The following is a 24,161-nucleotide window of genomic DNA, read 5'->3' as shown; positions in this document are numbered from 1 at the left end:
TTAACGGGCGGCAGCGGTGTCACGTCCATTGGGGGCCGTGCGTGTATCGACGTCCGCCACGACGCTGAGGCCGGCGCGCAGATGACCGCGCTCCAGTTCCTCCTTCGGGATCGCAATGCGAACGGGAACGCGCTGCACGACCTTCGTGAAGTTGCCGGTGGCGTTTTCGGGCGGCAGCAGGGAGAAGACGGAGCCGGAAGCGGGCGCGATCGACTGGACGGTGCCTTCCACCGACTGGTCGTCGAAGGCATCCACATGGATGCGCACCTTCGAGCCGGGCACGATGTGACCGATCTGCGTTTCCTTGAAGTTCGCCTCGACATAAAGCTCGCTCATCGGAACGAGCGAGGCGAGACGCTTGCCGCTCGAGACCAGATCCCCCGTCTGTACGGAGAGGTTACCGATGGTCCCGTCATAAGGGGCCTTCAGGACCGTGAAGCTCAGGTCACGCTCGGCCTGATCGACAGCCAGCTCCTGCAGCCGAACGGTACTGACCGCTTCCGCACGCTGCGCCTTCAGGAGATCGATATTGGCCTGCGCGGACGTGACGGAGGCTTCGCCGGCCGCCACATTCGCCTTCGCCTGTTCGAGCGCCACCTGGGCATTGTCCAGCTCGGCCGTCGTGCCGACGGATTTGGCCGCCAGTTCGGCAGCGCGCTTCTGGGTGATTTCGGCACCACGCGAAGCAGCCTGCAGGGCGCCAAGCTGCGCCTGCGCCTGCTTCAGGCTCGCTTCGCCACCGCTGATCTGCGCATCAATGCGGGATACCGCCAGCTTGGCGCTCTCCACATTGGCCTTTGCCCGATCGAGCGCCAGCACATAGTCGCCGTTGTCCAGCGTCACCAGCGGATCGCCCGCCTTGACCGTCTGGTTCTCGACAACATTCACCTTATCGACGTAACCGGACACCTTCGGGGAGATGACGGCAATATCGCCCTCGACGTAAGCGTCGTCGGTTGAGATCAGGAAGCGCCCATCGGTCCACCAGTGATAGCCATACCAGCCGCCACCCGCGAGAAGAGCGAGGATGAGAACCGGCAGAACCGGACTGCGCTTTTTCTTTTTCGGCGGCTCGGACGACTTCACATCCGCAGCACCTTGGGGCGCTGCCGCCGGTTTTTCCGAGACAGGCGCATCCGTGCGAGCGCGTGAAGGCTCTTCCGCGGCGCTGTCGGCAGCAACAACGCGCAGCGAGCCTTGATTGGGTGAAGTCGTCATCTTGATCACCGATGAATTGGGGGCAGATCATCGAACCGAACGGTTCAGTTCGGCTTGACATAGTCCGATCGATCCCACATATCAAGAGCCATCGAACCGCACGGTTCGAAAAGTTTGGAAAACAGGTTCACAGATGCTTGAGAACACGCCCTCCCCTTGCGAGACTGCCTGCACAGCGGGCCGCTTCGCCGCGGGCGAGGATCCGGCAAAGCGCGAGCAGATCCTGGATGGCGCCAAGCGCGTCTTCATGCGGCTGGGCTTCGACGCGGCCAGCATGAACGATATCACCCGCGAGGCCGGCGTTTCCAAGGGAACCATCTACGTCTATTTCCAGAACAAGGATGATCTGTTCGCCGCGATCATGGAGCGGGAGCGGATGAACCTCGCGACGTCCATGCGCGATCTGCTTGACGGCAGCGAAGAGGTGGAAGACGGACTTTTCCGGTTTGGCGTCGCCTTTGCGCAGCGTGTGACCAGTGTCGAAACCATTTCGGCCATGCGCACCATGATCAGCGTGGCGTCACGCATGCCGCTGTTGTCGCAGCACTTTTTCCAGGGCGATTCGATGAATATCAGCTTCTTCCTGGAGCGTTTTCTCATTCGCCAGATCGCGCGGGGCGCTGTTGAGGCGAGTGACGTGAATCTGGCCGCCCGCCATTTCATTGACCTGTGTACGGGCACTTTCATCAAGATGCGACTGTTCGGCCATATGGCAGAGCCGCCCCGGATCGAGGAAATCGAGAGGCATGTCGCCAGTGCTGTGAAGTTGTTCATGGCCGGATACGGCGTGAACACCTGTCTCTGACGGCGGTGACGCCGATCCTTCAAACCCGCTTGCCGCTTGAATCCTGCACCCGATGACCTAGTTTGGCACTGCCGGAATCCGTCCGGTTTGAGGGGCCTTTTTCATGCAGGGCATTGCACAGCTCGTTCAGGATCCAGCGGCCTGGGTGGCACTCATCACGCTTGTCGTGATGGAGATCGTCCTTGGTATTGACAACCTGATCTTCATCTCCATCCTCACCAACAAGTTGCCACCGGAGAACCGGGAAAAGGCCCGCAAGATCGGCATCGGCCTTGCACTTCTCATGCGGCTCGGCTTGCTCGGCACGGTTGCCTGGATCGTGCAGCTGACGGAACCCGTCTTCGAAGCCTTCGGGCACGGCTTCTCCTGGAAGGACATGATCCTGATTGCCGGCGGCCTGTTCCTGGTCTGGAAGGCAACCAAGGAGATCCACCACAGCGTCGATCCGGAAGACCACAAGGACAACATGGTCGGCAGCCCTGTCACGGCCTCCTTTTCGGCCGCCATCGGCCAGATCCTGCTGCTCGATCTCGTCTTTTCGATCGACAGCATCATCACGGCCGTGGGCATGACGCCGCACCTGCCAATCATGGTCATCGCCGTCATTGCCGCCGTCACCGTAATGTTGGTTGCCGCAACCCCGCTTGCGAATTTCATCGAGAAGAACCCGACCATCGTCATGCTGGCGCTGGCCTTCCTGCTGATGATCGGCACCACGCTGATTGCGGAAGGCATGGGCTTCCACGTACCGAAGGGATATGTCTACGCCGCCATGGCGTTTTCGGCGCTTGTCGAGGTGCTGAACATGTTCGCCCGCAACGCCCGCCGTCGGAAGCGTGGCGAGGGCCCAGGCGGTCAAACCGTGCATTAAGGCGGGTCAACGCCGCCGTACGCTTGGAACGACGCTTGGAACTTTGTCTGCCGCGTTGTATTTATGCGTGGCGTAATATCCTTTCCGGCGGCACCTCCTGCCGCCCTGCCCTTGCGGAGCGGCATGACCACCCAACAGATCCTCGCTTTTTCGGTCATCGCCGGCATGATGGCGGTCTTCATCTGGGACCGCTTCCGGTATGACGTCGTCGCCTGCTGCGCGCTGGTCATCGCCGTCGCTGTGGGCGTGGTCCCCTTCGATCATGCCTTTTCCGGCTTTTCGGATGATATCGTCATCATCGTCGGCAGCGCTCTTGTCGTCAGCGCAGGCGTCGCCCGGTCGGGCGTCGTCGAAACGGCCATCAAGAGGCTCTTTCCGAACCTGAGTTCGGTGAAGGCGCAGCTGGCGCTGCTGATGATCGTGGTGGCCGTGCTCTCGGCCTTCATCAAGAATATCGGCGCGCTCGCCATCATGATGCCGGTCGCTTTCCAGTTTGCCCGCCGCGCCGGTGTCTCGCCCAGCCGCTACCTGATGCCGATGGCTTTTTCGGCGCTGCTCGGCGGGCTGATGACGCAGATCGGCACCTCTCCGAACATCGTCGTGTCCCGCCTTCGCGCCGAAATGACCGGCACGCCCTTCACGATGTTCGACTTCACCCCGGTTGGCGGCGTACTGGCGCTCGTCGGCATCACCTTCCTGATGTTCTTCTACTGGCTGGTGCCGGAGCGCCGCAAACAGGCGTTGAACATCGAAGAAGCGGTCGAAATCTCCAATTATGCGTCCGAAGCCACGGTCAGCGGTCAATCCACCGTGATGGGCAGGCCGCTCAGCGAGTTGCTGAAGCTCGGCGATGGGGAAGTGGTGGCAACCGCCGTGCTTCGCGGCCCGATCCGCATGTCGCCCTTTCCCGATCTTGTTTTGCGCGAGGATGATTCCATCGTGCTGGAGGGACGCTCGTCCGTTCTGGACCGGGTGATTTCCGGCGCTAGGCTGAAGCTCTCCGGCAAGGCCATCCGCGAAGACGGCAAGCCGCAGCAGGATTTGGTGTCGATCGAAGCGGTGATTTCGCGCCAGTCGGTACTGGCCGGCCTTTCCGTGCGCGATCTGGCGCTCTCCTATACCCGCGGCGTCAACCTTCTGGCGGTCAGCCGCCGCGGCGAGCGGCTGAGGGAACGCCTGCGTGATCTCGTGCTGCAGGAGGGCGATGTCATCGTGCTGCAGGGCGGCCGCAAGACGCTTCCCATCGTGCTGCAGGATCTGGCGCTGCTGCCGCTCGCACAACAGGAGGTGATGCTCGGCACCCAGCGCAAGGCACTGATCCCGATCATCATCCTGGCGCTGGCCATGATCTTGACGGCGCTCGGTTATGCACCGGTGGCCGTTGCCTTTTTTGCCGCAGCGCTCGGCATGGCCGTTTTCGGCGCCATTCCGCTCAACGATCTCTACAAATCCGTCGACGGGCCAATCCTGGTAATGCTCGGTGCGCTGATCCCGGTCTCCGACAGTCTGCGCACCACCGGCGGCAGCGAATTGATCGCCGGCTGGCTGGGCCAGGTGGCCCACAGCCTGCCGCCGTTTGGCGCAATTGCGCTGATCATGATCACCGCCATGGCCGTCACGCCCTTCCTCAACAACGCGGCAACCGTGCTGGTGATGGGTCCGATCGCAGTCAGCTTTGCGACGGCGCTCAGCTATCGACCGGAAGCCTTTTTGATGGCGGTCGCGATCGGAGCCGGATCGGATTTCCTCACCCCTGTCGGTCACCAGTGCAATACGCTGGTGATGGGCCCGGGCGGCTACCGGTTTTCCGATTACCCTCGCCTCGGCCTGCCGCTCTCCTTCCTGATCGTGCTGGTGAGCGTGCCGACGCTGATGTGGTTCTGGCCACTGCAATAGGCCATATGCCTCATAATTCTTGACGCTTCCCGCAGAATATGCGCTAAGGCCTGCCAATCCCGACGTTCAAAAACAGCGCCGTCCAAGGCGCTTTTCGAGTTGAAGCAGGCCCTCATGAGCACTTCCGGCGTTCGCGTCCGTATCGCACCTTCCCCCACCGGCGAGCCGCATGTCGGCACGGCCTACATCGCGCTGTTCAACTATCTCTTCGCCAAGAAACACGGCGGCGAGTTCATTCTGCGCATTGAGGATACCGACGCCACCCGCTCGACCCGGGAATTCGAGCAGAAGGTGCTTGATGCTCTGCGCTGGACGGGCCTGACCTGGGCGGAAGGCCCGGATGTCGGCGGTCCCTACGGCCCCTACCGCCAGTCCGACCGCAAGGACATGTACCAGCCCTACGCCCAGGAACTGCTGGACAAGGGTCATGCCTTCCGCTGTTTCTGCACGCCGGAGCGGCTGGAGCAGATGCGCGAGGCGCAGCGCGCCGCCGGCAAGCCGCCGAAGTATGACGGCCACTGCCTGAACCTGACGGCCGAGGAAGTCACCGCCAAGATGGATGCGGGCGAAACCTCCGTCATCCGCATGAAGATCCCGACGGAAGGCTCCTGCGATTTCACCGACGGCGTCTATGGCGACGTGTCGATACCGTGGGATTCGGTCGACATGCAGGTCCTGATCAAGGGCGACGGCATGCCGACCTATCACATGGCAAACGTCATCGACGACCACCTGATGAAGATTACCCACGTGGCGCGTGGCGAGGAATGGCTGGCCTCGGTACCGAAGCATATCCTGCTCTACCGCTATTTCGGCTGGGACCAGCCGGTGTTCATGCACCTGTCGCTGATGCGCAATGCCGACAAATCGAAGCTGTCGAAGCGCAAGAACCCGACCTCGATCTCGTACTATTCGGCGCTCGGTTACCTGCCGGAAGCGTTGATGAACTTCCTCGGCCTGTTCTTCATCCAGATCGCCGAGGGCGAGGAACTGCTGTCGATGGACGAACTGGCGGCGAAGTTCGATCCGGAAGCCCTGTCGAAGGCCGGCGCGATCTTCGATATCCAGAAGCTCGACTGGCTGAACGGTCGCTGGCTGCGCGAAAAGCTGACGCCGGAGGACTTCATCGCCCGCACCCTGACCTGGGCGATGGAAAACGACCGCCTGACCGAGGGACTGAAGCTGGCCCAGAGCCGCATTTCGAAGCTCGGCGACCTGCCGAACCTCGGCGGTTTCCTGCTCTCGAGCGATGTCGGCCTGACGCCCGCCTCCTTCGGCGCCCTGAAGACCTCGCCGGCCGAGACCCTCGAGATCATCAATACCGTCCAGGCCGATTTCGAAAAGATGCCGGAATGGACAGTGGAGAGCATCGACCAGGAACTGCGCGCCGTTGCCGACAAGCTCGGCAAGAAGCTGCGCGTCGTCACCCCGCCGCTCTTCATCGCCATGTCGGGCAGCCAGCGCTCGCTGCCGCTGTTTGATAGCATGGCGCTGCTCGGCCGCTCCGTGGTACGCCAGCGCCTGAAGATCGCCGCAACCGTGGTGGCTTCCATGGTGGGTGCAGAGAAGTAATTCTATCAAGGTGCCCCTCATCCGCCTGCCGGCACCTTCTCCCCGCAGGCGGGGAGAAGGGCACCAGAGGCGCCGCAGCCGTCCCCTCGCCCCGCTTGCGGGGAGAGGGTTAGGGTGAGGGGCTAATCTTCCGGCAGAGACGCCGCGACAGGAAACAACCGATGACCGAACAGAAGACCGAAACCGCCCTCTCCTCCGACGCCACCGAAGTGCGCCGCCAGAAACTGGCGCTGCTGCGCAACAAGATCGGCGACGTCTATCCGGCGCATTTCCACCGGACGATGACGAATGCGGAACTGACGGAGAAATACGAAGGCCTGGAGCCGGACGTCGAGACGCAGGACGTGGTGACGGTCGCCGGCCGCGTCTATTCCTCGCGCAATTCCGGCATGTTCATGGATATCCGTGACGCCTCGGGCAAGATCCAGATCTTTTCCCACAAGGACACGACGCCGGAGAGCGCCCGCGACATGCTGTCGATGATCGACATCGGCGACATCATCGGCGTCACGGGTGTCGTGCGTCGGACCAAGCGCGGCGAACTGACGATCAACGCGCATGAAATCACCATGCTGACGAAGTCGCTGCTGCCGATGCCGGAAAAGTGGCACGGCGTCTCCGATATCGAACTGCGCTACCGCAAGCGCCACCTCGACATCATGTCGAACGACGAGAGCAAGCTGCGCTTCCAGCAGCGCTCGAAGATCGTCTCCGGCTTCCGCCGTTTCCTGGAAGGCGAAGGGTTCCTCGAAGTGGAAACCCCGATGCTGCAGACGGTTTATGGCGGAGCGACCGCCGATCCGTTCAAGACCTTCCACAATACGCTGAAGATGGACATGTACCTGCGCATCGCGCCGGAACTGTTTCTGAAACGCACGCTGGTCTCCGGCCTCTCCGACAAGGTGTTCGAGATCAACCGCAACTTCCGCAACGAAGGTGTGTCGACCCGGCATAACCCAGAGTTCACCATGATGGAGTGCTACTGGGCCTATGCCGACTACGAGGACATGATGGGCCTTGTCGAGCGCCTGTTCGAGACGCTGGCCGTTTCGATCCACGGCACGACGGACGTCACCTTCGGCGACAAGACGCTCTCCTTCAAGGGGCCGTTCAAGCGCGTACCGATGCCAGATGCGGTGAAGGAAGCGACCGGCATCGATTTCCTGGCGATCAAGACCGACGAAGAAGCCCGCGCTGCCGCCAAGGCCGCCGGTTTCGAGGTGGAGAAGGACTGGACCTGGGGCGAATGCCTGGCCTTCATCTTCGAGGAGAAGTTGGAAGGCACGCTGATCCAGCCAAGCCACGTCACGCATTTCCCGAAGGACATTTCGCCCTTTGCCAAGGAAGTGCCGGGCGAGCCGCGTCTGGTCGAGCGCTTCGAGACCTATTGCAACGCCTGGGAAGTGGGCAATGCCTTCTCCGAACTCAACGATCCGGAGGAGCAACGCCGCCGCATGGTGGAACAGCTTGAGCAGGCCCATTCGCGCGGCGAAAAGGACAAGCAGCTGGACGACGAATTCCTTGATGCGATCGATCAGGGCATGCCGCCGGCCGGTGGCCTCGGCATCGGCGTCGACCGCCTGATCATGCTCTTGACCAATGCCCCGTCGATCCGCGACGTCATCCTGTTCCCGGCCCGCCGCAACAAGGCGGACTGATTAGACCCGGAAATTCACGGTTTGCGACGGCCCGCTTCGGCGGGCCGTTTTCGCGTTCAGACACATGGAAAGGCTGGGAAGGTCAGTGGGTCACTTTGGCCGGCGCGGACGACGAACCCGCATCCGTCTGGACCTTGCCATCCGTCGGCGCTGCAACCTTCATCGGGTCGATGCCGTCTCCATGCGCGGCTGGTGCCGCGCCATGCTGTTCCGGCGCATGGCCATCCGATGCCGCCGCGGGCATCACCCCGGCTCCCTCGGCCACCTCCGGCTTGTCCGTTCCAAAGACCATGCTCTTCAGCTTGGTCAAGATACCGGGCTCCTCGGTCACCGCCGTATGCTCCGGACTGGGAACGGAATGATCCGCCGCTGCGGCGGTCTCCGCACCCTTGTCCGCGGGCGCATGTCCCTCGGCAACCGTTGCGGCCGCGGAGGACTTGCCGAAGATCATGCCTGTCAGCGAACTGATCAGGCCTTCGCTCTCGCCACCATGCTCACCGGTTTCGGCGCCCTCTGCGGCAGGTGCGGCATCATGTCCCTTGGCGTCTGCCGGTGCCTTTTCCTCGCCATGGGCGTCGCTCTTGCCATGGCTATCGCTCTTACCGTGGCTGTCGCCGCTGCCATGCGCATCCTTCTTGTCGGTCTTGGCGCCATGGCCATTGTCATGGCCGGCCGGCGCATCCAGCACGGGCGAAACGCAATCGGCTGAATCGGTGAGAGAGGCCGCCATGGCCTTGACGTCTTCGAGAGGCGGGTCGATGCGCAATCCGTAGAAATCACCGTTTGAACTGGCAGCCCCCTCCACATAGAAGGCGGCATACATCGGATCGGACGGGTCCGGCGCCTTGCTCGGATCGGGAATATAAACCACTTGAGCGCCGATCGCCCGCCCACGCATGGCCGCGCGCTGGGTAGGACCGGCCTTGTCGAGAACGGTGATCTGTACCAGGTCGGCATGTTCTGCAGCCTGGACCGCTTTTGCGACCCGCAACGCTGTCTTCAATCGCGCGGAACCATCACCGCCCTCGGTAAAGACATACTTGCGGACCCAAAAAACGTTGTCGCGCTTGATCTTGACGAGCTGGAGTGTCGTGCATTCCAGGCCATTCACCTCTTGGTAGGAGGGGCCCAGGAGCTTGTCTGCACCGAGGTAGAGGGCCACAGCACCGCTTGCTCCGACAAGGAGAAAGCCGCCCAGCACGATGACGAGAGTCCGTGATAGCCGTATTTTTACGCCCTTCACGCCCGGAACTCCGGCATACGTAACCCCACTCCACGCAAAACATCTCGAGACAGCCGCTATCCTGCGCGATTACTCTTGAGGAAGCTTTAATTTGCCCCCCTGCGCTACCCTTTATTTATGTTCCAGAATGGGACGCCCGCAGCGCGTGCACCCGCACCCTGCATTGCGAATGATTTGCAATAGCATTGACAACCACGTTTTGCGCGTTAGCTTAGATTGCGAATGAGTTGCAATAGAGGATCAATTCCTTGCGAATGCGCCTGCTTGCCATCCTTGCTCTTGCCCTAGCGAGCCTTGCCGTTCCGCCGGCCCTTGCCGCGGAGAAGCCCAAGGTCGTCACCACGTTCACCATCATTGCCGACATGGCCAAGAACGTGGCCGGCGATGCGGCCGAGGTGGAAAGCATCACCAAACCGGGTGCGGAGATCCACAACTATCAGCCCACCCCCCGCGACATCCTGCGCGCCCGCGATGCCGATCTCGTGCTTCGCAACGGCCTCAACCTGGAGCAGTGGTTCGAGAAGTTTCTGGTCAACCTGGGCAAGGTGCCGAGCGTCACGGTGTCCGAGGGTGTGGAGCCCATGGCGATTGCCGGGGGTGCCTATCAGGGCAGACCCAATCCGCACGCCTGGATGTCGCCCACCAACGGGTTGATCTACGTGGAGAATATCCGCAAGGCGCTGACCGCAATCGACCCTGCCCATGCCGATCTCTACGCCGAGAATGCCAAGGCCTATTCAGACAAGATCCGCGCCACGGTCCAGCCGATCCGTGACCTGCTCGCGACGCTGCCGGACAATCATCGCTGGCTGGTGACGAGCGAAGGCGCCTTCTCCTACCTTGCACGCGATTTCGGCCTGAAGGAGCTCTATCTCTGGCCGGTGAATGCCGACAGCCAGGGAACGCCGCAGCAGGTGAAGGCGGTGATCGACGCGATGCGCGCCAACCAGGTGAACGTGATCTTTTCCGAAAGCACGGTTTCGCCCGATCCCGCCAAGCAGGTGGCCCGTGAAACCGGCGCAAAATACGGTGGCATTCTTTATGTCGACAGTCTCAGCGATCCGGATGGCCCCGTGCCCACGTATCTCGATCTGTTGAAGGTGACGACGGAGACGATCGCAAAGGGCTTGGCACAATGATGATGGGCAAGGTGAAACCGCAGCCGCTGGGCCTGAAGGTCGAGGACGTCACCGTGTCCTACCGCAACGGGCACACCGCGCTCAGACACGCAAGTTTCACGGTCCCCAAAGGAACGATCACCGCACTCGTCGGCGTCAACGGTGCCGGAAAATCGACGCTCTTCAAGGCGATCATGGGCTTCGTCCCGCTCTCCGGCGGCTCCGTCCAGGTTCTTGGATTACCGGCCAAAGAGGCGCTCAGGAGAAACCTCGTCGCCTATGTGCCGCAGGCCGAGGAGGTGGACTGGAACTTTCCCGTTCTGGTGGAAGACGTGGTGATGATGGGCCGCTACGGCCACATGAATTTCCTGCGCATCCCGTCTCGCCACGACCATCAGATGGTCACGGAAGCCCTCAGCCGCGTGAATATGGAGGCCTTCCGCAAACGCCAGATCGGCGAACTGTCCGGCGGCCAGCGCAAGCGGGTCTTCCTCGCTCGGGCGCTCGCCCAGGAGGGGCAGGTGATCCTGCTGGACGAACCCTTCACGGGCGTCGATGTGACCACGGAAGAACAGATCATTACCCTGTTGAAATCGCTGCGCGATGAGGGCCGGGTCATGCTGGTCTCTACCCACAACCTTGGAAGCGTGCCGGATTTCTGCGATCGCACGGTTTTCGTTAAGGGCACAGTGATCGCCCACGGGCGCACGGAAGACACCTTCAACGAACAGAACCTCGAAAAGGCCTTTGGCGGCGTGTTGCGTCACTTCATCCTCGGCGGCGCCGATCTGCACGATGACGACGATACCCGCCGCGTGCGCGTCATTTCCGATGACGAACGCCCCTTCGTCACCTATGGCGACGGCACCGCAGGCACTCTGACGCAAAAGCCGCGGGAAAAGGTCGATGCTCCCGATGCTTCTTGAGCCCTTCACCTATGGTTATATGCTGAACGCCATCTGGGTCAGCACGCTCGTCGGCTGCGTCTGCGGTTTTCTCTCCGCCTATCTGATGCTGAAAGGCTGGTCGCTGATCGGCGATGCCCTCTCGCATGCCATCGTGCCCGGCGTCGCCGGTGCCTACATGTTGGGGCTGCCCTTTGCGCTCGGCGCCTTTCTCTCCGGCGGACTGGCCGCCGGCGCCATGCTTTTCCTCAACCAGCGCACGCGGCTGAAGGAAGATGCGATCATCGGGCTGATCTTCACCTCCTTCTTTGGGCTCGGTCTGTTCATGGTCTCGCTCTCGCCGACCTCTGTGAACATCCAGACCATCGTTCTTGGCAATATCCTCGCGATTACCCCGGAGGATACGCTGCAGCTGGTGCTGATCGGCGGCATTAGCCTTGCCGTTCTGGCGCTGAAATGGAAGGACCTGATGGTGGCCTTCTTCGACGAGAACCATGCTCGCACCATCGGCCTCAGACCCGACGTGCTGAAGGCGATCTTCTTCACGCTGCTCGCCGCCTCCACGGTGGCCGCACTGCAGACCGTCGGCGCCTTCCTGGTGGTTGCGATGGTCGTCACCCCCGGCGCGACGGCCTACTTGCTCACCGACCGTTTCGAACGCCTGATCGTGATGGCGGCCGCCATCGGGGCCGGCACCAGTTTCTTCGGCGCCTATGCGAGCTATTTCCTCAACGGCGCAACCGGCGGCATCATCGTCGTGCTGCAGACGCTGATCTTCCTGATAGCCTTCGTCTTCGCGCCGAAACACGGGCTGCTGGCCGCCCGCCGGAAACGCGCGCAAGCGCTGGAGGAGCCGGCATGAGCGAGACCCTAGAACTTCTGGCCCTGCCCTTCCAGCTTCCCTTCATGCAGAACGCTTTCCTGGTGACGCTGATGATCGCCGTGCCGATGGCGATGCTCTCCTGTCTTCTGGTACTGAAGGGCTGGTCGCTGATGGGGGACGCCGTCTCGCATGCCGTGCTGCCGGGCGTCGTGCTGGCCTATATGCTCTCCCTGCCGCTCAGCCTCGGCGCCTTCGTCGCCGGCCTGACCTGCGCGCTTGCTACGGGGTACCTCAAGGAAAACAGCCGCATCAAGGAAGACACGGTGCTCGGCATCGTCTTTTCCGGCATGTTTGGCCTTGGGCTGGTGATGTTCGTCGCCGTGCAAAGCGACGTGCATCTCGACCATATTCTGTTCGGCGACATGCTGGGCATTGCGCCGCAGGATCTGATCGAGACGGGGCTGATCGCGCTCGCCAGCACCCTCTTCCTCGGCATCCTGCGCAAGGACCTGCTGCTGCACGCCTTCGATGCCCAGCACGCGCAAGCCATCGGCCTGCCGGTGCGCCTCCTGCATTACGGCCTGCTGACGGTCCTCTCGCTGACTGTGGTTGGCGCCCTGACGGCGATCGGCATCATCCTCTCCGTCGCCTTCCTGGTCGCCCCCGGCGCCATCGCCTTCCTGCTCACCCGCCGGTTTCACGCCATGCTGCTGACCGCAATTGCGATCGCCACCGGCTGCAGCCTTTTCGGCATCTATCTCAGCTTCTTCCTCGACAGCGCCCCGGCGCCCACCATCGTACTTCTGATGACGCTCGTGTTCGTGGTGGCGTTTCTCCGCACGACGCTGCAAGCACGAACACCCGCACCATCGCCATAAAAAACGGCCCGCTCTTGTCGAGCGAGCCGTTCTCTCATGCGTGACTGTCGCGAAGGTCAGGCGGCAGCCAGTTCCTTGGTCACCATGGTGCGCAGAGCGACCAGATCCTTCGCAAACGCGCGGATACCCTCGGAGAGCTTTTCCGTCGCCATCGCGTCTTCGTTCAGCATCCAGCGGAAGGTCTTCTCGTCGATCGGCTGGAACGGATCTTCGGTGATATTGTCGGGCGAAAGCTTGCGCTCCAGCGTGCCGTCCGCCTTGTCCAGTTCATCGAGCAGCGCCGGGCTGATCGTCAGGCGGTCGCAGCCGGCCAGGGCTTCGATCTCGCCGGCATTGCGGAAGGAAGCGCCCATGACGATCGTGTTGATGCCGTTCGCCTTGTAATAGTTGTAGATCTGCCGCACCGAGATGACGCCCGGATCGGTCTCGGAGGTGTAATCCTCACCGGTGGACTTCTTGTACCAGTCGAGGATACGGCCAACGAATGGCGAGATGAGGAAAGCCTTGGCATCGGCGCAGGCAATCGCCTGGGCCTTGGAGAAGAGCAGCGTCAGGTTGCAATCGATGCCTTCGGTCTGCAGCACTTCCGCCGCCTTGATGCCTTCCCAGGTGGAGGCAAGCTTGATCAGGATGCGGTCGCGCTCGATGCCGCGCTCGTTGTAGGCGGCAATGATGCCACGCGCCTTGGTAATCGAGGCTTCGGTATCAAAGGAGAGATCGGCATCCACTTCCGTGGACACACGGCCCGGAACCAGTTCAGCAAGTGCTGCACCGACAGAAATTGCCAAACGGTCAGCCACGGCAGCCACCACGGCTTCAGACGAGCCGCTCTGGCTCTTGCCCCAGGCAACGGCTTCCTTGACGCGGTCGGCAAAGACCGGCGTACCGAGCGCCTTCAGGACGATGGTCGGGTTGGTGGTGCAATCCACCGGCTTCAGGCGCGCAACCGCCTCGATATCACCGGTATCGGCCACGACCGTGGTCATGGAACGCAATTGTTCAAGCTTGGAGGCCATGCGGAATTTCCTTGAGGGTTCGGGCAGCAGGAAGACGGTTTCATCTCCCGTTATCCATCATATCTGCGCGCGCCGGCGCGAATGTCAAGGACATTTGCCGATCACGTTTGACATTTGTCGCACGGCTCCCGATAGTATCCCCGATCAAGAACGAGGATTCATGCGCCTTGGCGAAGCTCAGACGCGAAACCCACATCGCCTATTCCGAAGCCGCCTCGCTGCGTCTGAGGGCTGCCTGGCTTTACTACAATCAGGGCCTGACGCAAAAGGACGTTGCGGAAAAACTCGGCATCAGCCGCTCGACGGTCATCCGCATGCTGGACGAGGCGGTCAAGCGCGCCGAGGTGCAGATCTCGATCAGCGAAGGGATCGAGGATTGCGTGGCACTCGCCGTCCAGCTCGAAAAGACGTTCGGGCTGGATGAGGCGGTCGTCGTGCCATCGCCGGCGAGCCAGGATGCCGGCGCCATTGCCAAGGCGGTCGGTCTGGCACTCGGCCAGTTCCTGACTGAGGTTGTCACCGATGATATGACGATCGGCGTCGGCTGGGGCCGCACCATGACGGCCTCGCTCTCCGGATTTCGCCCGCCGCGCCGCCAGAACTGCAAGGTGGTCTCGCTGCTCGGCGGCATTGTCGCCGTGCATCAGACGAACCCGATCGACTATACGTGGCGGCTGGCCAGCCAACTCGGCGCCGAATGCTACATGTTTCTCGCGCCCTTGCTGGTCGATTCCGTCGCCACCAAGCGGGCGCTGATCGAGGAATGCGGCTTGAAGACGCTCTACGATCTGGCGGAAAACCTCGACCTTGCCATCGTCTCCTGCGGCGATATCGGCCCGCACTCGACCTCGCTGTCGGAAGGCTTCATCAGCCATGAGACGCTGTCGGAACTGGTGGAGCGGGGCTGTGTCTGCGACACCATGTTCAACTTTCTCGATGCCGAGGGCCGCACGATCAACCATCCGATCAACGAGCGGGTCATGTCGATCGATCTCGACACGCTGAAGAAGGCGCGTCACATCGTGCTCTCCTCCGGCGGCGCGCATCGGGCAAACGCCATCCGCGCCACCATCCGCCGCATCGGCTGCAACACGCTGATCACCGATGAGAGCGCGGCCCGGGAGTTGTTGAGGGGGATGTCAGAGTAAACTGACTACTCATCCCCATAGGCGGAGGGCAAGTGCCGCTCGATTTCCATCGCATCATGCAGAATGCGGCCCACGCCGATCACATCAGGCACGACCTGCCGGTAGAGAATGAAATGCCGGGGTCGGCGAACAATTCCGCTTGCATGGCGAGCGCGCTCACGGCTATGGCGCAGATGGTAACTGTGGATTCCTGGGCCAAGTTCAGGCCGCACAACAACACCGTTTCGGCGGAGCGACACTGCGATTTCAGAGAGTGCGGTGACGATCAGGAGTTCGTAGCGATGCGACGCGTCCGGACCAAAGTCCATATAAGTCTTGGTCAAGATATCGAGGATATCGGCATCGCCCTGCGCCGAAAACCTGATCTCAACCATCGCCCCTGGTCCGCGCGCGAGCGTGTTGGATAGCGTCACGTCCGATGCGGGCAACGTGGTCCGATAGTTTATCCAAGGGCACGTCCGTAAACCGTCCCTGATCGAGATCGGCAAAGCCTGCACCGGCAGCGTCTCGCAGCGCGTCGAGCTTGGCGGCTTCAATCGTCGCCTTCTCCTCAACAAGCCGCAGCCCTTCGCGCAGCACGTCCTCGGTACCGCCATAGCGACCGGATTCGACCAGGCTGTCGATACGGCGGCTGATGTCGTCGGGAAGTTGAACTGTGTTGCGCATGACTTATCCTCTCATGGAAGCGGCATTTTGCAAAGCTCTCACCGCCTCACACCCTCCCCGCCTCCCATCCGAGAATGGCGCGCTTGCGGGTCAGCCCCCAATGATAGCCGGTGAGCGCGCCGCTTTTGCCGAGCGCCCGGTGGCAGGGCACGACGAAGGAGATGGGGTTGCGGCCGATCGCGGCCCCCACCGCCCGGCTCGCCGTCGGCTGGCCGATGTCGCGCGCCACGTCGGAATAGGTCACCGCCTTGCCGAAGGGGATTTTCAGCAGGCTCTGCCAGACGCGCACCTGGAAATCCGAGCCGATCAGCACCACGCGCAACGGCTCTTGCGCAGACCAACGGTGGGGATCGAAAATTCTTGCTATGTAAGGCGCGGTGGCCTGCTGGTCGGCCACGTATTCCGCATTCGGCCAACGTTTCGCCATGTCCTCGAAACAGGCCTCGCGCCCACCCTCGTCATCGGCAAAGGCAAGGCCGGCGAGACCACGGTCGGTCGCCATCACCAGCGCCAGCCCGAAGGGTGAGGGATGGAAGCCGGTGCGGATCGTCAGTCCGCCGCCCTTGGCCTTCCATTCACCGGGGCTCATGGCCTCATGGGTCACAAAAAGATCATGCAGGCGGCCAGGCCCCGACAGTCCTACCTCATAGGAGGTTTCGAGCAGCGGCAGTTGTTCGTCGCCTAAAAGCCGCTTGGCATGGTCGAGCGTCACCGCCTGCAGGAAGGCCTTGGGGGAAAGCCCCGCCCAGCGGGTGAACACCTTCTGCAACTGCGTCGGCGACTGGCCGAGTTCGGCAGCAAGCCACTCCAGCGAGGGCTGGTCACGGTAATCGAGCGTGATCCGTTCGATCACTCGGCTGACGATGGCATAATCCTCGCCATCCGGCGTAATGTCGGTCGCGCAATCGGGCGCGGGTGTGAAGGCATTCATGGGCAGATCCTCGTGGTGCGGAAAATCTCCCATGATGCGGCAAGAGATGCCACCCGATTCTTGCGAGTTCCTGTGCCCCTCATCCGGCTACCGCTGCCAGCGTCCCCTCTCCCCGCCCGCGGGGAGAGGGTTAGGGTGAGGGGCTAAGCGAACGCGCCGAATGGCGTCAAATCCGCTGTTTCACCGTTGCCAGCGCACCGCGAAAGGCCTTGGCAAAGCTCTCCCGGTCATCTGGATTGAGGAAGGAGCCGACATCGGTCAGGCGCCCCTCGCCGGTGACGATCATCGAGGTGATGCCGAATTCCTGGTGCCGACGCACACGAAAGCGCGCCCAGAAGGGATTGAAGTGATGTTCCACCATCCGTCCGGCGGGAGAGAACTTGCGGATCGACACATCGGTGCGGGAAACGGTGACTTCCTCCCTAGCGCGTCCCGAGCGGTAGTTCAGCCAGAAGGCGCCCCAGAGGAGAAGGAAATCGAGGCCGAAGAAAAAGACGATCGGCCAGGCGCCGGTGGTGAGAAAGAAGACGGCGTGCAACAGGCAGAAAAAGCCGGTGAGTGCCAGGAGCACATGAAATCCCTTCCGCCCCAACGACCGATAGGGCGTCAGTTCGGCGGCGAAAACCGGTGGCTCGAGATCTTTCTCCACGTTGCCTTCCATCCTGTGGCTTGTCATAGAAGTGCATATGGCAACTGATAAAACGCAATCCCACATGCAAACGTCCCAAAAGTCAAATGGCGCGGCGAGAGGCCGCAGGCATGCGCGCAGCGCCTATAGCAAGGCCGAGATGGTGGAAATCTTCCGCCGCTTCTCCATCCAGCGCCCCGAGCCGAAGGGCGAATTGGAGCACGTGAACCCATTCACGCTGGTGGTGGCGGTGGCGCTGTCGGCCCAGGCGACCGATGTCGGCGTCAACCGCGCAACCCGCAAGCTCTTCCAGATCGCCGACACACCAGAAAAGATGCTGGCGCTCGGCGAAGAGGGCGTGATCGAACACATCAAGACGATCGGGCTTTACCGCAACAAGGCAAAGAACGTCATTGCGCTGTCGAAGATGCTGATCGATGAATTCGGCGGCGAAGTTCCGAAGACGCGCGAAGAGCTCATCCGGTTGCCAGGCGTCGGGCGCAAGACCGCCAATGTGGTGATGTCCATGGCCTTCGGCATCCCGACGCTGGCCGTGGATACCCATGTCTTCCGCATTGCCAACCGCCTGAAGATGGCGCCGGGCACTACCCCGGATGCGGTGGAGGACAACCTGCTCCGGGTGATCCCGAAGGAGTATCTCTTCCACGCGCATCATTGGCTGATCCTGCATGGGCGCTATACCTGCAAGGCGCGCAAGCCGGAATGCGAACACTGCATCATCGCCGATCTCTGTCGCTATCCGGCCAAAACCTGCGACGTGCCGGCGCCGCTTGCGGAATTACCCGCGCAGATGATTGGGGCGGCCGCGCTCGCCGAGCACGAATGAGGCATCCCGCGCGCTGATCGCCTTGTGCAGATGCACCATCAGACCGGCGGCAAACAGCGGCGTCAACAGGTTGACGAAGGGAATGGCGAGGAAACCGGCGATCAGGAGGCCGGCGAGGAACACCGTGCCTCGATGTTTCTGCCGGAAGGCCTTGGCCTCCGGCGGCGGGCGAAATCGCATGGCGGCGAACTCGAAGAATTCCCGCCCCAGCAGATAGCCGTTCACCAGGAAGAAGGCGACGATGTTGACGCCCGGCACGAACAGCAGCAGAAGCGCAATCACGTTGCCGACGATCACCACGCCAAGAAACTGCACCGATTCCAGCATGGCGCGCCCCAGCGGTAGCGCAGCACCGGGCGGGTCGCGCGGATAGTCACGCTTTTCGACCACCTCGGCGACATCATCGAGAAACAGGCCGGCGATCAGCGCCGTCACCGGCGCAATCAGTAGTGCCAGTCCGAGGGCCAGCCCGATGCCGGCGATGATGGCAAAGACAAAGCCCAGCCAGCCTGCCCAGTCCGGCACGCTCGGCAAAAGATCAGCCACATACGGCCAGACATAGCCGATGAAGACGCCGCGCAGGGCAAACCACAGGCCGATCAGCACCAGGATCGTCAACCCCAGCACCTTCCAGAAGACCGAGCGGGTTTCCGGCGCAAACAGGTTGGTCAGCGACTGACGCGCAGCATCAAGGATCATGAAAGCTCCGGCCTCCCTTGGTGGTTCGATCCCCGATGTAGGTGAGGACGGCACCGCTCACAAGGCGGCAGGAATATCGACTGAACGAGAAAAGCCGCCAAGCCTTGCGGCTGGCGGCTTCCGAAAACATCCGAAAGGCCTGCGCCTATTCCGCCTGCACCAGATGGCCTGGCGAGACTTCGCGATACTGGCGCACCGGCGGCACGTAACCTGCGGGGCGCACCGGGCTCTTGATCTCGTCGGTCGCGAGGTTGCGCTTGATCCGCCGGCGCGACGGGTCGGGCACGGGAACGGCCGCCATCAGCTTCCTCGTGTAGGAATGCTGCGGATTGTCGAAGACCGCGGATCGCGGACCGATCTCGACGATCTCGCCGAGATACATGACCGCCACCCGGTGGCTCACCCGCTCCACCACCGCCATGTCATGGCTGATGAAGAGATAGGCGAGGTTCAGGCTCTGCTGCAGATCGAGCATCAGATTGCAGACCTGCGCCTTGATCGACACGTCGAGCGCCGAGACCGCCTCATCGGCAACGATCACCTTCGGATCGAGCATCAGGGCCCGCGCAATCGCGATGCGCTGGCGCTGACCGCCGGAGAACTCATGCGGATAACGCCGCATCATGTCCGGCGAGAGCCCAACTTTGGCCAGAAGATCGGCTGCCTTCTCCTTGGCCTGTTTCTTCGAGCCGAGACTGTGTTCGATGAAGGGTTCCATCACCGCCGAACCGACGCTCATGCGTGGGTTGAGGCTGGCGAAGGGATCCTGGAAGACCATCTGGATCGAACGGCGCATGGTGCGCAACGTTGATCGGTCGAGGTTCATCACGTCATAGCCGTCGAGCGTCACCTTGCCGCTGTTGGGCTGCACCAGGCGCGTTACCGAACGACCGGTGGTGGACTTGCCGCAACCGGATTCGCCGACCAGCGACAGCGTCTCGCCCTCGAACAGTTGGAAGGAGACGTTTTCTACCGCATGCACGGCGCCCGTCTGCCGGCCGAAAATGCCGGAGCGGATGGCAAAACGGGTGGTCAGGTCCTTGACGTCGAGGATAGGCGTCTTGCCCTTGGCCACCGTATCGGTCACCTCCTCCAGCGCCTGCGCCTCGCCCGACTGGACGTCGATGATCGGGAAGCGCAGCGGCAGCTTGCTGTCCTGCATCGAGCCCAGGCGCGGCACGGCCGCCAGAAGCGCGCGGGTGTAAGGGTGCTGGCCACGGTGGAAGATGTCACTGGTTTCGCCGGTTTCCACCTGCTCGCCACGGAACATCACGATGGTACGGTCGGCAATCTCCGCCACCACACCCATGTCGTGCGTGATGAAGAGAACGGACATGCCCTCCTCTTCCTGCAACTCCTTGATCAGATCGAGGATCTGGCCCTGGATCGTCACGTCGAGTGCGGTGGTCGGCTCGTCGGCGATCAGAAGCTTCGGCCGTGACGCCAGCGCCATGGCGATCATCACGCGCTGGCGCATGCCGCCGGAGAACTGGTGCGGATATTCGTCGAAGCGGCCCTTGGCGTTCGGAATGCGCACCTTTTCCAGAAGCCGCAGCACCTCGGCCTTGGCCTCGCCGGCGGAAATGTTCTGGTGCACGGTGAGCGCCTCGGCGATCTGCTTGCCGATCGGGAAGATCGGGTTGAGGCTCGTCATCGGCTCCTGGAAGATCATCGAGATGTCGTTGCCGCGCACCTGACGCATCTGCTCTTCCGGCAGCGAGACAAGGTCACGGCCGCCGAGCATGACCTTGCCTTCAATGCGGCTGGTGGTCTTTGGCAAGAGCCGCATGATGGAAAGCGAGGTGACGCTCTTGCCGGAACCGGATTCACCGACGATCGCCACCGTTTCGCGCGGCGCGATCGAAAAGCTCATGTTGCGGACGACCGACTTCCACTCGTCATTGACGCGGAAGGAGGTGGTCAGGTTCTCGACGGAGAGCACCGGCGTGACCGCGCCCCCCGTCTGTTCCGAAAGCGTAGCGGAAAGAAGCATGGTATTCTCCTTTGTCTATCGCTGCCGGGTCAGGCCGCAAGCGCGGTTTCCGCGAGGTTGACCCAATAACTGATGCCATAGGGAATGGCTTCGTCGTTGAAGTCATAGGCCGGGTGATGCAGGTTGGCGGTCGCACCGACACCGAGGAAGATGAAGGCGCCGGGGCGGGCTTCCAGCATGTAGGAGAAATCTTCCGCGCCCATCTTCGGCGGCGCATTGGTTTCCACCCGCGTATCGCCCACCACCTTGGCGGCAACGGAGGCGGCAAAATCCGTCTGGTCCGGATGATTGACGGTGACCGGATAACCGCGGTGATAGTGCACTTCGGCCACCGCACCATGCGCAAGCGCCGTGCCCTGCGCCACTTCGACGAGCCGCTTGGCCGCCATCTCGCGGATTTCCGGATCAAGCGTGCGCACCGTGCCGGTCAGCTTCACCTCCATCGGGATGACGTTATAGGCATCGCCGCCATGCGTGGTGGTGACCGACACGACGACGGATTTCAGCGGGTCCGTTTCGCGCGAGGCGATGGACTGCAGCGCGATGATCACATGCGCAGACGTCAGCACCGGATCGACGGACAGATGCGGCTGGGCCGCATGGCTGCCCTTGCCCTTGATGACGATGTCGAAACTGTCGGCCGCTGCCATCAGCCCGCCCTTGCGCAGCGAAAAATCGCCCAGCGCCAGACCCGGCGCATTGTGCATGCCGTAGACTTCCTTGATGCCGAACTTTTCCATCATGCCGTCCTGCACCATGGCAAGGCCGCCACCGCCGCCCTCTTCGGCCGGCTGGAAGATCACCGCAACGGCGCCGGCGAAACGGCGTGTTTCGCACAGATACTGCGCCGCACCGAGCAGCATGGCGGTGTGCCCGTCATGACCGCAGGAATGCGCCTTGCCGGGCGCCTTCGACGACCAGGGCTTGCCAGTATCTTCCAGGATCGGCAGGGCATCCATGTCCGCACGCATGCCGATCACCGGGCCCTCGCCCAGCGTCCCCTTGATCAGGCCGACGACGCCGGTCTTGCCAATGCCGGTTTCCACGACATCGCAACCGAAGGCCTTCAACTTCTCCGCAACGAAGGCGGCCGTGTTGTGGACATCGTAGAGAAGCTCCGGATTTTCATGCAGATAGCGCCTCCATGCGGCCACCTCGTCCTGCATTTCAGCGGCGCGATTGAGTACTGGCATTGATGCAACCTCTTATATTTCAGCTGTTTCCCTTGTTGTTGGATGGGATATTGCGCCGCCCCCAACGGATTTTGCAAGCTTCAATTTTCGTTCTTGAACCGTGACAAATAATTCGACTAACCTCTGAGACGACCGCTCGCCGCGCGGTCGAACGGATACGGTGGAATGGGAGAGGGCAGTGATCGGACATTCCTGGCAGACGCCTTTCGAGGCAAAGCTCCGATGTCGTAAATCTGGCAAACCGGGAACGGCGACCCTCAATTTCAAGCTTACGTGAGTGACCCACATGAAGTTTCTTCTGACGGCAACCGTTGCCGCTTTCAGCCTTGCCAGCTCCCCGTCGCTGGCGCAGCGCGCTGCCGACGGCGACGTCAAGATCCTCTTCTGGCAGGCGGTCTCCAGCATGAACCCGTATCTTTCGGGTGGCAGCAAGGAAGTCTATGCCGCGTCCATCGTCATCGAACCGCTGGCAGGTTTCGATGAAAGCGGCAACATGTTCCCGCGCCTTGCGGCCGACATTCCGACAGTGGAAAACGGCGGCGTCGCGGCCGACAGGCTCTCCATCACCTGGAAAGTCAAGGACGGCTTGAAGTGGTCCGACGGCAGCGACGTGACAGCCGAGGATGTCGCGTTCACATGGCGCTACTGCACCGCACCCGGCGGCGGCTGTGCGCAGAAGGCTAAGTTCGACGGCGTGGCAAAGGTTGAAGCCACGGACCGCTTGACCGTCAAGATTACGTTCGAGAAGCCGGTCTCCTATCCTTACGGTCCCTTTGTCGGCGCGCTGTCGCCGATCATCCAGAAGACGCAGTTCAGCGATTGCCTGGGCGAAAAGGCACCACAGTGCACGGCCGCCAACTTTGGCCCGATCGGCACCGGTCCTTTCGTGGTGAAGGATTTCAAGGCGAACGACGTCGTCACCTTCGCCGCCAATCCCAACTACCGCGATCCGGCAAAGCCTGCCTTCGCATCCGTCACGTTGAAGGGCGGCGGCGATGCCGCAGCGGCCGCACGCGCGGTTCTCGAGACCGGCGAATACGATTTCGCGTGGAACACCGTCATTGAACCTGAAGTGATGGATGCCATGCTGAAGGCGGGAAAGGGGCGCATCGCCAGTGCCTTCAGCACCACGGTGGAGCGTATCCATCTCAATCCGTTTGCCGTTGATTCAGCACTTGGAGCCACCCGATCGACGAAGGACGCGGGGCCCCACCCCGCCCTGTCCGATCCCGCCGTCCGCCGTGCACTCTCGATTGCGATCGACCGCGACATCCTCGTCGAAGCCGGTTACGGCGCGGGCGGAAAGGCCACCTGCAACGTGATCCCGACGCCCGAAGCCTTTGCTTCGACCGGAGTCGACTGGTGCTTGAAGCAGGATATCGAGGCTGCCAACAAGCTGCTGGACGACGCCGGCTGGAAGAAGGGGCCTGACGGCATCCGCGCCAAGAACGGCGTGAAACTGTCCTTCCTCTACCAGACATCGACCAATTCGGTCCGCCAGGGAACGCAGCAACTGGTCAAGGAATGGTGGAAGGAGATCGGTGTCGAAACGGAGCTTCGGAACATCCCGGCTTCCGTCTATTTCGGGAGCGATCCGGCAAGCCCGGACACCTACAAGAAGTTCTATGCCGATGTGGAGATGTATGCCTCGGGTTACGAAACGACGGACCCGGCAAAATTCCTGGCGGATTTCCGTTGCGACAAGATCCCTTCGCCGGCAGACGGCTGGCAGGGCGGCAACGTCGCCCGGTTCTGCGATCCGGCCTATGATGCATTGGTCACCGAGCTCAGCGGAGTTTCAGGACGCGAACGCCGCGGCGCGATCATCAAGCAACTGAACGACATGCTCGTCAACGGCGGCTACATCATTCCGGTGGTCGTTCGCGGCGAACCCTCGGCCATCGCCAACAGCCTGATGGACGCCAAGATCAATCCGTGGGACACTCAGTTATGGAACATAGAGAGCTGGAAGCGCGGTAAGTAAGCGGCACTTGCCTCCCATGAACCTGTAAGTAAAATCAAATCCTTACAGGTTCATTTCGGCCACCGGCTG

Annotated in this window: 22 protein-coding genes; 12 read left to right on the top strand and 10 right to left on the bottom strand. The window is 62.0% G+C overall.

All coding sequences use genetic code 11. The features are described from left to right. Positions 1-1,218: an HlyD family secretion protein gene (locus G6N78_RS09085; RefSeq protein ID WP_165217625.1), complete on the bottom strand. Its 1,218-nt coding sequence runs from the start codon at positions 1,216-1,218 to the stop codon at positions 1-3. Between the two features lie 133 nt (positions 1,219-1,351). Between G6N78_RS09085 and G6N78_RS09080 the strand changes: the two genes are divergently transcribed. From G6N78_RS09080 to lysS, 5 genes are all read left to right on the top strand, one after another. Continuing rightward, positions 1,352-2,023 carry a TetR/AcrR family transcriptional regulator gene (locus G6N78_RS09080; RefSeq protein WP_165217623.1) on the top strand — a complete coding sequence of 224 codons (672 nt, stop codon included), beginning with the start codon at positions 1,352-1,354 and terminating at the stop codon, positions 2,021-2,023. 103 nt (positions 2,024-2,126) lie between these two features. Continuing rightward, positions 2,127-2,894 carry a TerC family protein gene (locus G6N78_RS09075; protein WP_165217621.1) on the top strand — a complete coding sequence of 256 codons (768 nt, stop codon included), beginning with the start codon at positions 2,127-2,129 and terminating at the stop codon, positions 2,892-2,894. Between the two features lie 123 nt (positions 2,895-3,017). Beyond that, positions 3,018-4,790, top strand: a complete 1,773-nt coding sequence (locus tag G6N78_RS09070; protein WP_234905763.1) for an SLC13 family permease — start codon at positions 3,018-3,020, stop codon at positions 4,788-4,790. A gap of 114 nt (positions 4,791-4,904) precedes the next feature. Continuing rightward, on the top strand, positions 4,905-6,362 hold the full coding sequence (gltX, locus tag G6N78_RS09065) for a glutamate--tRNA ligase (RefSeq protein WP_165217618.1): 1,458 nt from the start codon (positions 4,905-4,907) through the stop codon (positions 6,360-6,362). A 161-nt stretch (positions 6,363-6,523) separates the two neighbouring features. Beyond that, on the top strand, positions 6,524-8,020 hold the full coding sequence (gene lysS, locus G6N78_RS09060; protein WP_165217616.1) for a lysine--tRNA ligase: 1,497 nt from the start codon (positions 6,524-6,526) through the stop codon (positions 8,018-8,020). An 82-nt stretch (positions 8,021-8,102) separates the two neighbouring features. Here lysS and G6N78_RS09055 read toward each other — a convergent pair whose 3' ends face one another. Further along, positions 8,103-9,263, bottom strand: a complete 1,161-nt coding sequence (locus tag G6N78_RS09055) for a hypothetical protein (protein ID WP_206531557.1) — start codon at positions 9,261-9,263, stop codon at positions 8,103-8,105. Between the two features lie 254 nt (positions 9,264-9,517). Here G6N78_RS09055 and G6N78_RS09050 point away from each other — a divergent pair, with 254 nt between their 5' ends. The 4 genes from G6N78_RS09050 to G6N78_RS09035 are packed head-to-tail and all read left to right on the top strand — an operon-like array spanning position 9,518 to position 12,987. Then, positions 9,518-10,402 (top strand): metal ABC transporter substrate-binding protein, encoded by an 885-nt coding sequence (locus G6N78_RS09050; protein ID WP_165221541.1) that lies wholly within the window; start codon positions 9,518-9,520, stop codon positions 10,400-10,402. Further along, a complete protein-coding gene (locus tag G6N78_RS09045; RefSeq protein WP_370691390.1) occupies positions 10,399-11,307 on the top strand; it encodes a manganese/iron ABC transporter ATP-binding protein in 909 nt (302 codons plus the stop codon). Before G6N78_RS09050 ends, G6N78_RS09045 begins: the two co-directional genes overlap by 4 nt. Next, positions 11,288-12,148, top strand: a complete 861-nt coding sequence (locus G6N78_RS09040; protein ID WP_165217614.1) for a metal ABC transporter permease — start codon at positions 11,288-11,290, stop codon at positions 12,146-12,148. The genes G6N78_RS09045 and G6N78_RS09040 overlap by 20 nt, the downstream gene beginning before the upstream one ends. After that, the gene (locus G6N78_RS09035; protein WP_165217612.1) at positions 12,145-12,987 is read left to right on the top strand and encodes a metal ABC transporter permease; all 843 of its coding nucleotides are present in this window, start codon (positions 12,145-12,147) and stop codon (positions 12,985-12,987) included. The genes G6N78_RS09040 and G6N78_RS09035 overlap by 4 nt, the downstream gene beginning before the upstream one ends. 56 nt (positions 12,988-13,043) lie before the next feature. On the opposite strand, the gene tal is transcribed toward G6N78_RS09035, so the two are convergent. After that, the gene (gene tal, locus G6N78_RS09030; RefSeq protein ID WP_165217610.1) at positions 13,044-14,003 is read right to left on the bottom strand and encodes a transaldolase; all 960 of its coding nucleotides are present in this window, start codon (positions 14,001-14,003) and stop codon (positions 13,044-13,046) included. A 167-nt stretch (positions 14,004-14,170) separates the two neighbouring features. Between tal and G6N78_RS09025 the strand changes: the two genes are divergently transcribed. Then, positions 14,171-15,151, top strand: coding sequence for a sugar-binding transcriptional regulator (locus tag G6N78_RS09025; RefSeq protein WP_165217601.1), 981 nt, complete (start codon positions 14,171-14,173; stop codon positions 15,149-15,151). A 5-nt stretch (positions 15,152-15,156) separates the two neighbouring features. Here G6N78_RS09025 and G6N78_RS09020 read toward each other — a convergent pair whose 3' ends face one another. The 4 genes from G6N78_RS09020 to G6N78_RS09005 all read right to left on the bottom strand — a co-directional run bounded on the left by G6N78_RS09020 (position 15,157) and on the right by G6N78_RS09005 (position 17,409). After that, the gene (locus G6N78_RS09020) at positions 15,157-15,525 is read right to left on the bottom strand and encodes a type II toxin-antitoxin system RelE/ParE family toxin (RefSeq protein WP_165217599.1); all 369 of its coding nucleotides are present in this window, start codon (positions 15,523-15,525) and stop codon (positions 15,157-15,159) included. Further along, complete coding sequence (locus G6N78_RS09015) at positions 15,518-15,817, bottom strand: ribbon-helix-helix domain-containing protein (protein ID WP_165217597.1); 300 nt, start codon at positions 15,815-15,817, stop codon at positions 15,518-15,520. The genes G6N78_RS09020 and G6N78_RS09015 overlap by 8 nt, the downstream gene beginning before the upstream one ends. Positions 15,818-15,863: 46 nt before the next feature. Further along, complete coding sequence (locus G6N78_RS09010; protein WP_165217595.1) at positions 15,864-16,748, bottom strand: methylated-DNA--[protein]-cysteine S-methyltransferase; 885 nt, start codon at positions 16,746-16,748, stop codon at positions 15,864-15,866. A 166-nt stretch (positions 16,749-16,914) separates the two neighbouring features. Then, positions 16,915-17,409: a DUF2244 domain-containing protein gene (locus G6N78_RS09005; RefSeq protein WP_165217593.1), complete on the bottom strand. Its 495-nt coding sequence runs from the start codon at positions 17,407-17,409 to the stop codon at positions 16,915-16,917. 52 nt (positions 17,410-17,461) lie between these two features. Here G6N78_RS09005 and nth point away from each other — a divergent pair, with 52 nt between their 5' ends. Beyond that, positions 17,462-18,223 (top strand): endonuclease III, encoded by a 762-nt coding sequence (gene nth / locus G6N78_RS09000; RefSeq protein ID WP_502710547.1) that lies wholly within the window; start codon positions 17,462-17,464, stop codon positions 18,221-18,223. Here the strand turns inward: nth and G6N78_RS08995 are convergent. From G6N78_RS08995 to G6N78_RS08985, 3 genes are all read right to left on the bottom strand, one after another. Next, positions 18,176-18,922 (bottom strand): sulfate transporter family protein, encoded by a 747-nt coding sequence (locus tag G6N78_RS08995; RefSeq protein WP_165217588.1) that lies wholly within the window; start codon positions 18,920-18,922, stop codon positions 18,176-18,178. The two genes, nth and G6N78_RS08995, sit on opposite strands and share 48 nt — an antisense overlap. A gap of 145 nt (positions 18,923-19,067) precedes the next feature. Continuing rightward, a complete protein-coding gene (locus tag G6N78_RS08990; RefSeq protein WP_165217586.1) occupies positions 19,068-20,915 on the bottom strand; it encodes an ABC transporter ATP-binding protein in 1,848 nt (615 codons plus the stop codon). 29 nt (positions 20,916-20,944) lie between these two features. Continuing rightward, on the bottom strand, positions 20,945-22,108 hold the full coding sequence (locus tag G6N78_RS08985) for a M20 aminoacylase family protein (protein WP_165217584.1): 1,164 nt from the start codon (positions 22,106-22,108) through the stop codon (positions 20,945-20,947). Between the two features lie 277 nt (positions 22,109-22,385). Here G6N78_RS08985 and G6N78_RS08980 point away from each other — a divergent pair, with 277 nt between their 5' ends. Next, the gene (locus G6N78_RS08980; RefSeq protein ID WP_370691389.1) at positions 22,386-24,092 is read left to right on the top strand and encodes a peptide ABC transporter substrate-binding protein; all 1,707 of its coding nucleotides are present in this window, start codon (positions 22,386-22,388) and stop codon (positions 24,090-24,092) included. Positions 24,093-24,161: the final 69 nt, after the last annotated feature.

It is taken from the genome of Allorhizobium pseudoryzae (assembly GCF_011046245.1).
GTDB classification, from domain to species: Bacteria; Pseudomonadota; Alphaproteobacteria; order Rhizobiales; family Rhizobiaceae; genus Neorhizobium; species Neorhizobium pseudoryzae.
This window is presented reverse-complemented; position numbering and strand designations above follow the sequence as displayed.

Excerpts from the sequence above, each read along its gene's own strand:
- G6N78_RS09020 (WP_165217599.1), bottom strand. The coding sequence starts at position 15,525 with ATGGTTGAGATCAGGTTTTCGGCGCAGGGCGATGCCGATATCCTCGAT.
- G6N78_RS09050 (WP_165221541.1), top strand. The coding sequence starts at position 9,518 with ATGCGCCTGCTTGCCATCCTTGCTCTTGCCCTAGCGAGCCTTGCCGTT.
- G6N78_RS09045 (WP_370691390.1), top strand. The coding sequence starts at position 10,399 with ATGATGATGGGCAAGGTGAAACCGCAGCCGCTGGGCCTGAAGGTCGAG.
- lysS (WP_165217616.1), top strand. The coding sequence starts at position 6,524 with ATGACCGAACAGAAGACCGAAACCGCCCTCTCCTCCGACGCCACCGAA.
- gltX (WP_165217618.1), top strand. The coding sequence starts at position 4,905 with ATGAGCACTTCCGGCGTTCGCGTCCGTATCGCACCTTCCCCCACCGGC.
- G6N78_RS09015 (WP_165217597.1), bottom strand. The coding sequence starts at position 15,817 with ATGCGCAACACAGTTCAACTTCCCGACGACATCAGCCGCCGTATCGAC.
- G6N78_RS08990 (WP_165217586.1), bottom strand. The coding sequence starts at position 20,915 with ATGCTTCTTTCCGCTACGCTTTCGGAACAGACGGGGGGCGCGGTCACG.
- tal (WP_165217610.1), bottom strand. The coding sequence starts at position 14,003 with ATGGCCTCCAAGCTTGAACAATTGCGTTCCATGACCACGGTCGTGGCC.
- G6N78_RS09005 (WP_165217593.1), bottom strand. The coding sequence starts at position 17,409 with ATGGAAGGCAACGTGGAGAAAGATCTCGAGCCACCGGTTTTCGCCGCC.
- G6N78_RS09010 (WP_165217595.1), bottom strand. The coding sequence starts at position 16,748 with ATGAATGCCTTCACACCCGCGCCCGATTGCGCGACCGACATTACGCCG.
- G6N78_RS08995 (WP_165217588.1), bottom strand. The coding sequence starts at position 18,922 with ATGATCCTTGATGCTGCGCGTCAGTCGCTGACCAACCTGTTTGCGCCG.
- G6N78_RS09080 (WP_165217623.1), top strand. The coding sequence starts at position 1,352 with ATGCTTGAGAACACGCCCTCCCCTTGCGAGACTGCCTGCACAGCGGGC.
- G6N78_RS09040 (WP_165217614.1), top strand. The coding sequence starts at position 11,288 with ATGCTCCCGATGCTTCTTGAGCCCTTCACCTATGGTTATATGCTGAAC.
- G6N78_RS09035 (WP_165217612.1), top strand. The coding sequence starts at position 12,145 with ATGAGCGAGACCCTAGAACTTCTGGCCCTGCCCTTCCAGCTTCCCTTC.
- nth (WP_502710547.1), top strand. The coding sequence starts at position 17,462 with ATGCAAACGTCCCAAAAGTCAAATGGCGCGGCGAGAGGCCGCAGGCAT.
- G6N78_RS09085 (WP_165217625.1), bottom strand. The coding sequence starts at position 1,218 with ATGACGACTTCACCCAATCAAGGCTCGCTGCGCGTTGTTGCTGCCGAC.
- G6N78_RS09075 (WP_165217621.1), top strand. The coding sequence starts at position 2,127 with ATGCAGGGCATTGCACAGCTCGTTCAGGATCCAGCGGCCTGGGTGGCA.
- G6N78_RS09070 (WP_234905763.1), top strand. The coding sequence starts at position 3,018 with ATGACCACCCAACAGATCCTCGCTTTTTCGGTCATCGCCGGCATGATG.
- G6N78_RS08985 (WP_165217584.1), bottom strand. The coding sequence starts at position 22,108 with ATGCCAGTACTCAATCGCGCCGCTGAAATGCAGGACGAGGTGGCCGCA.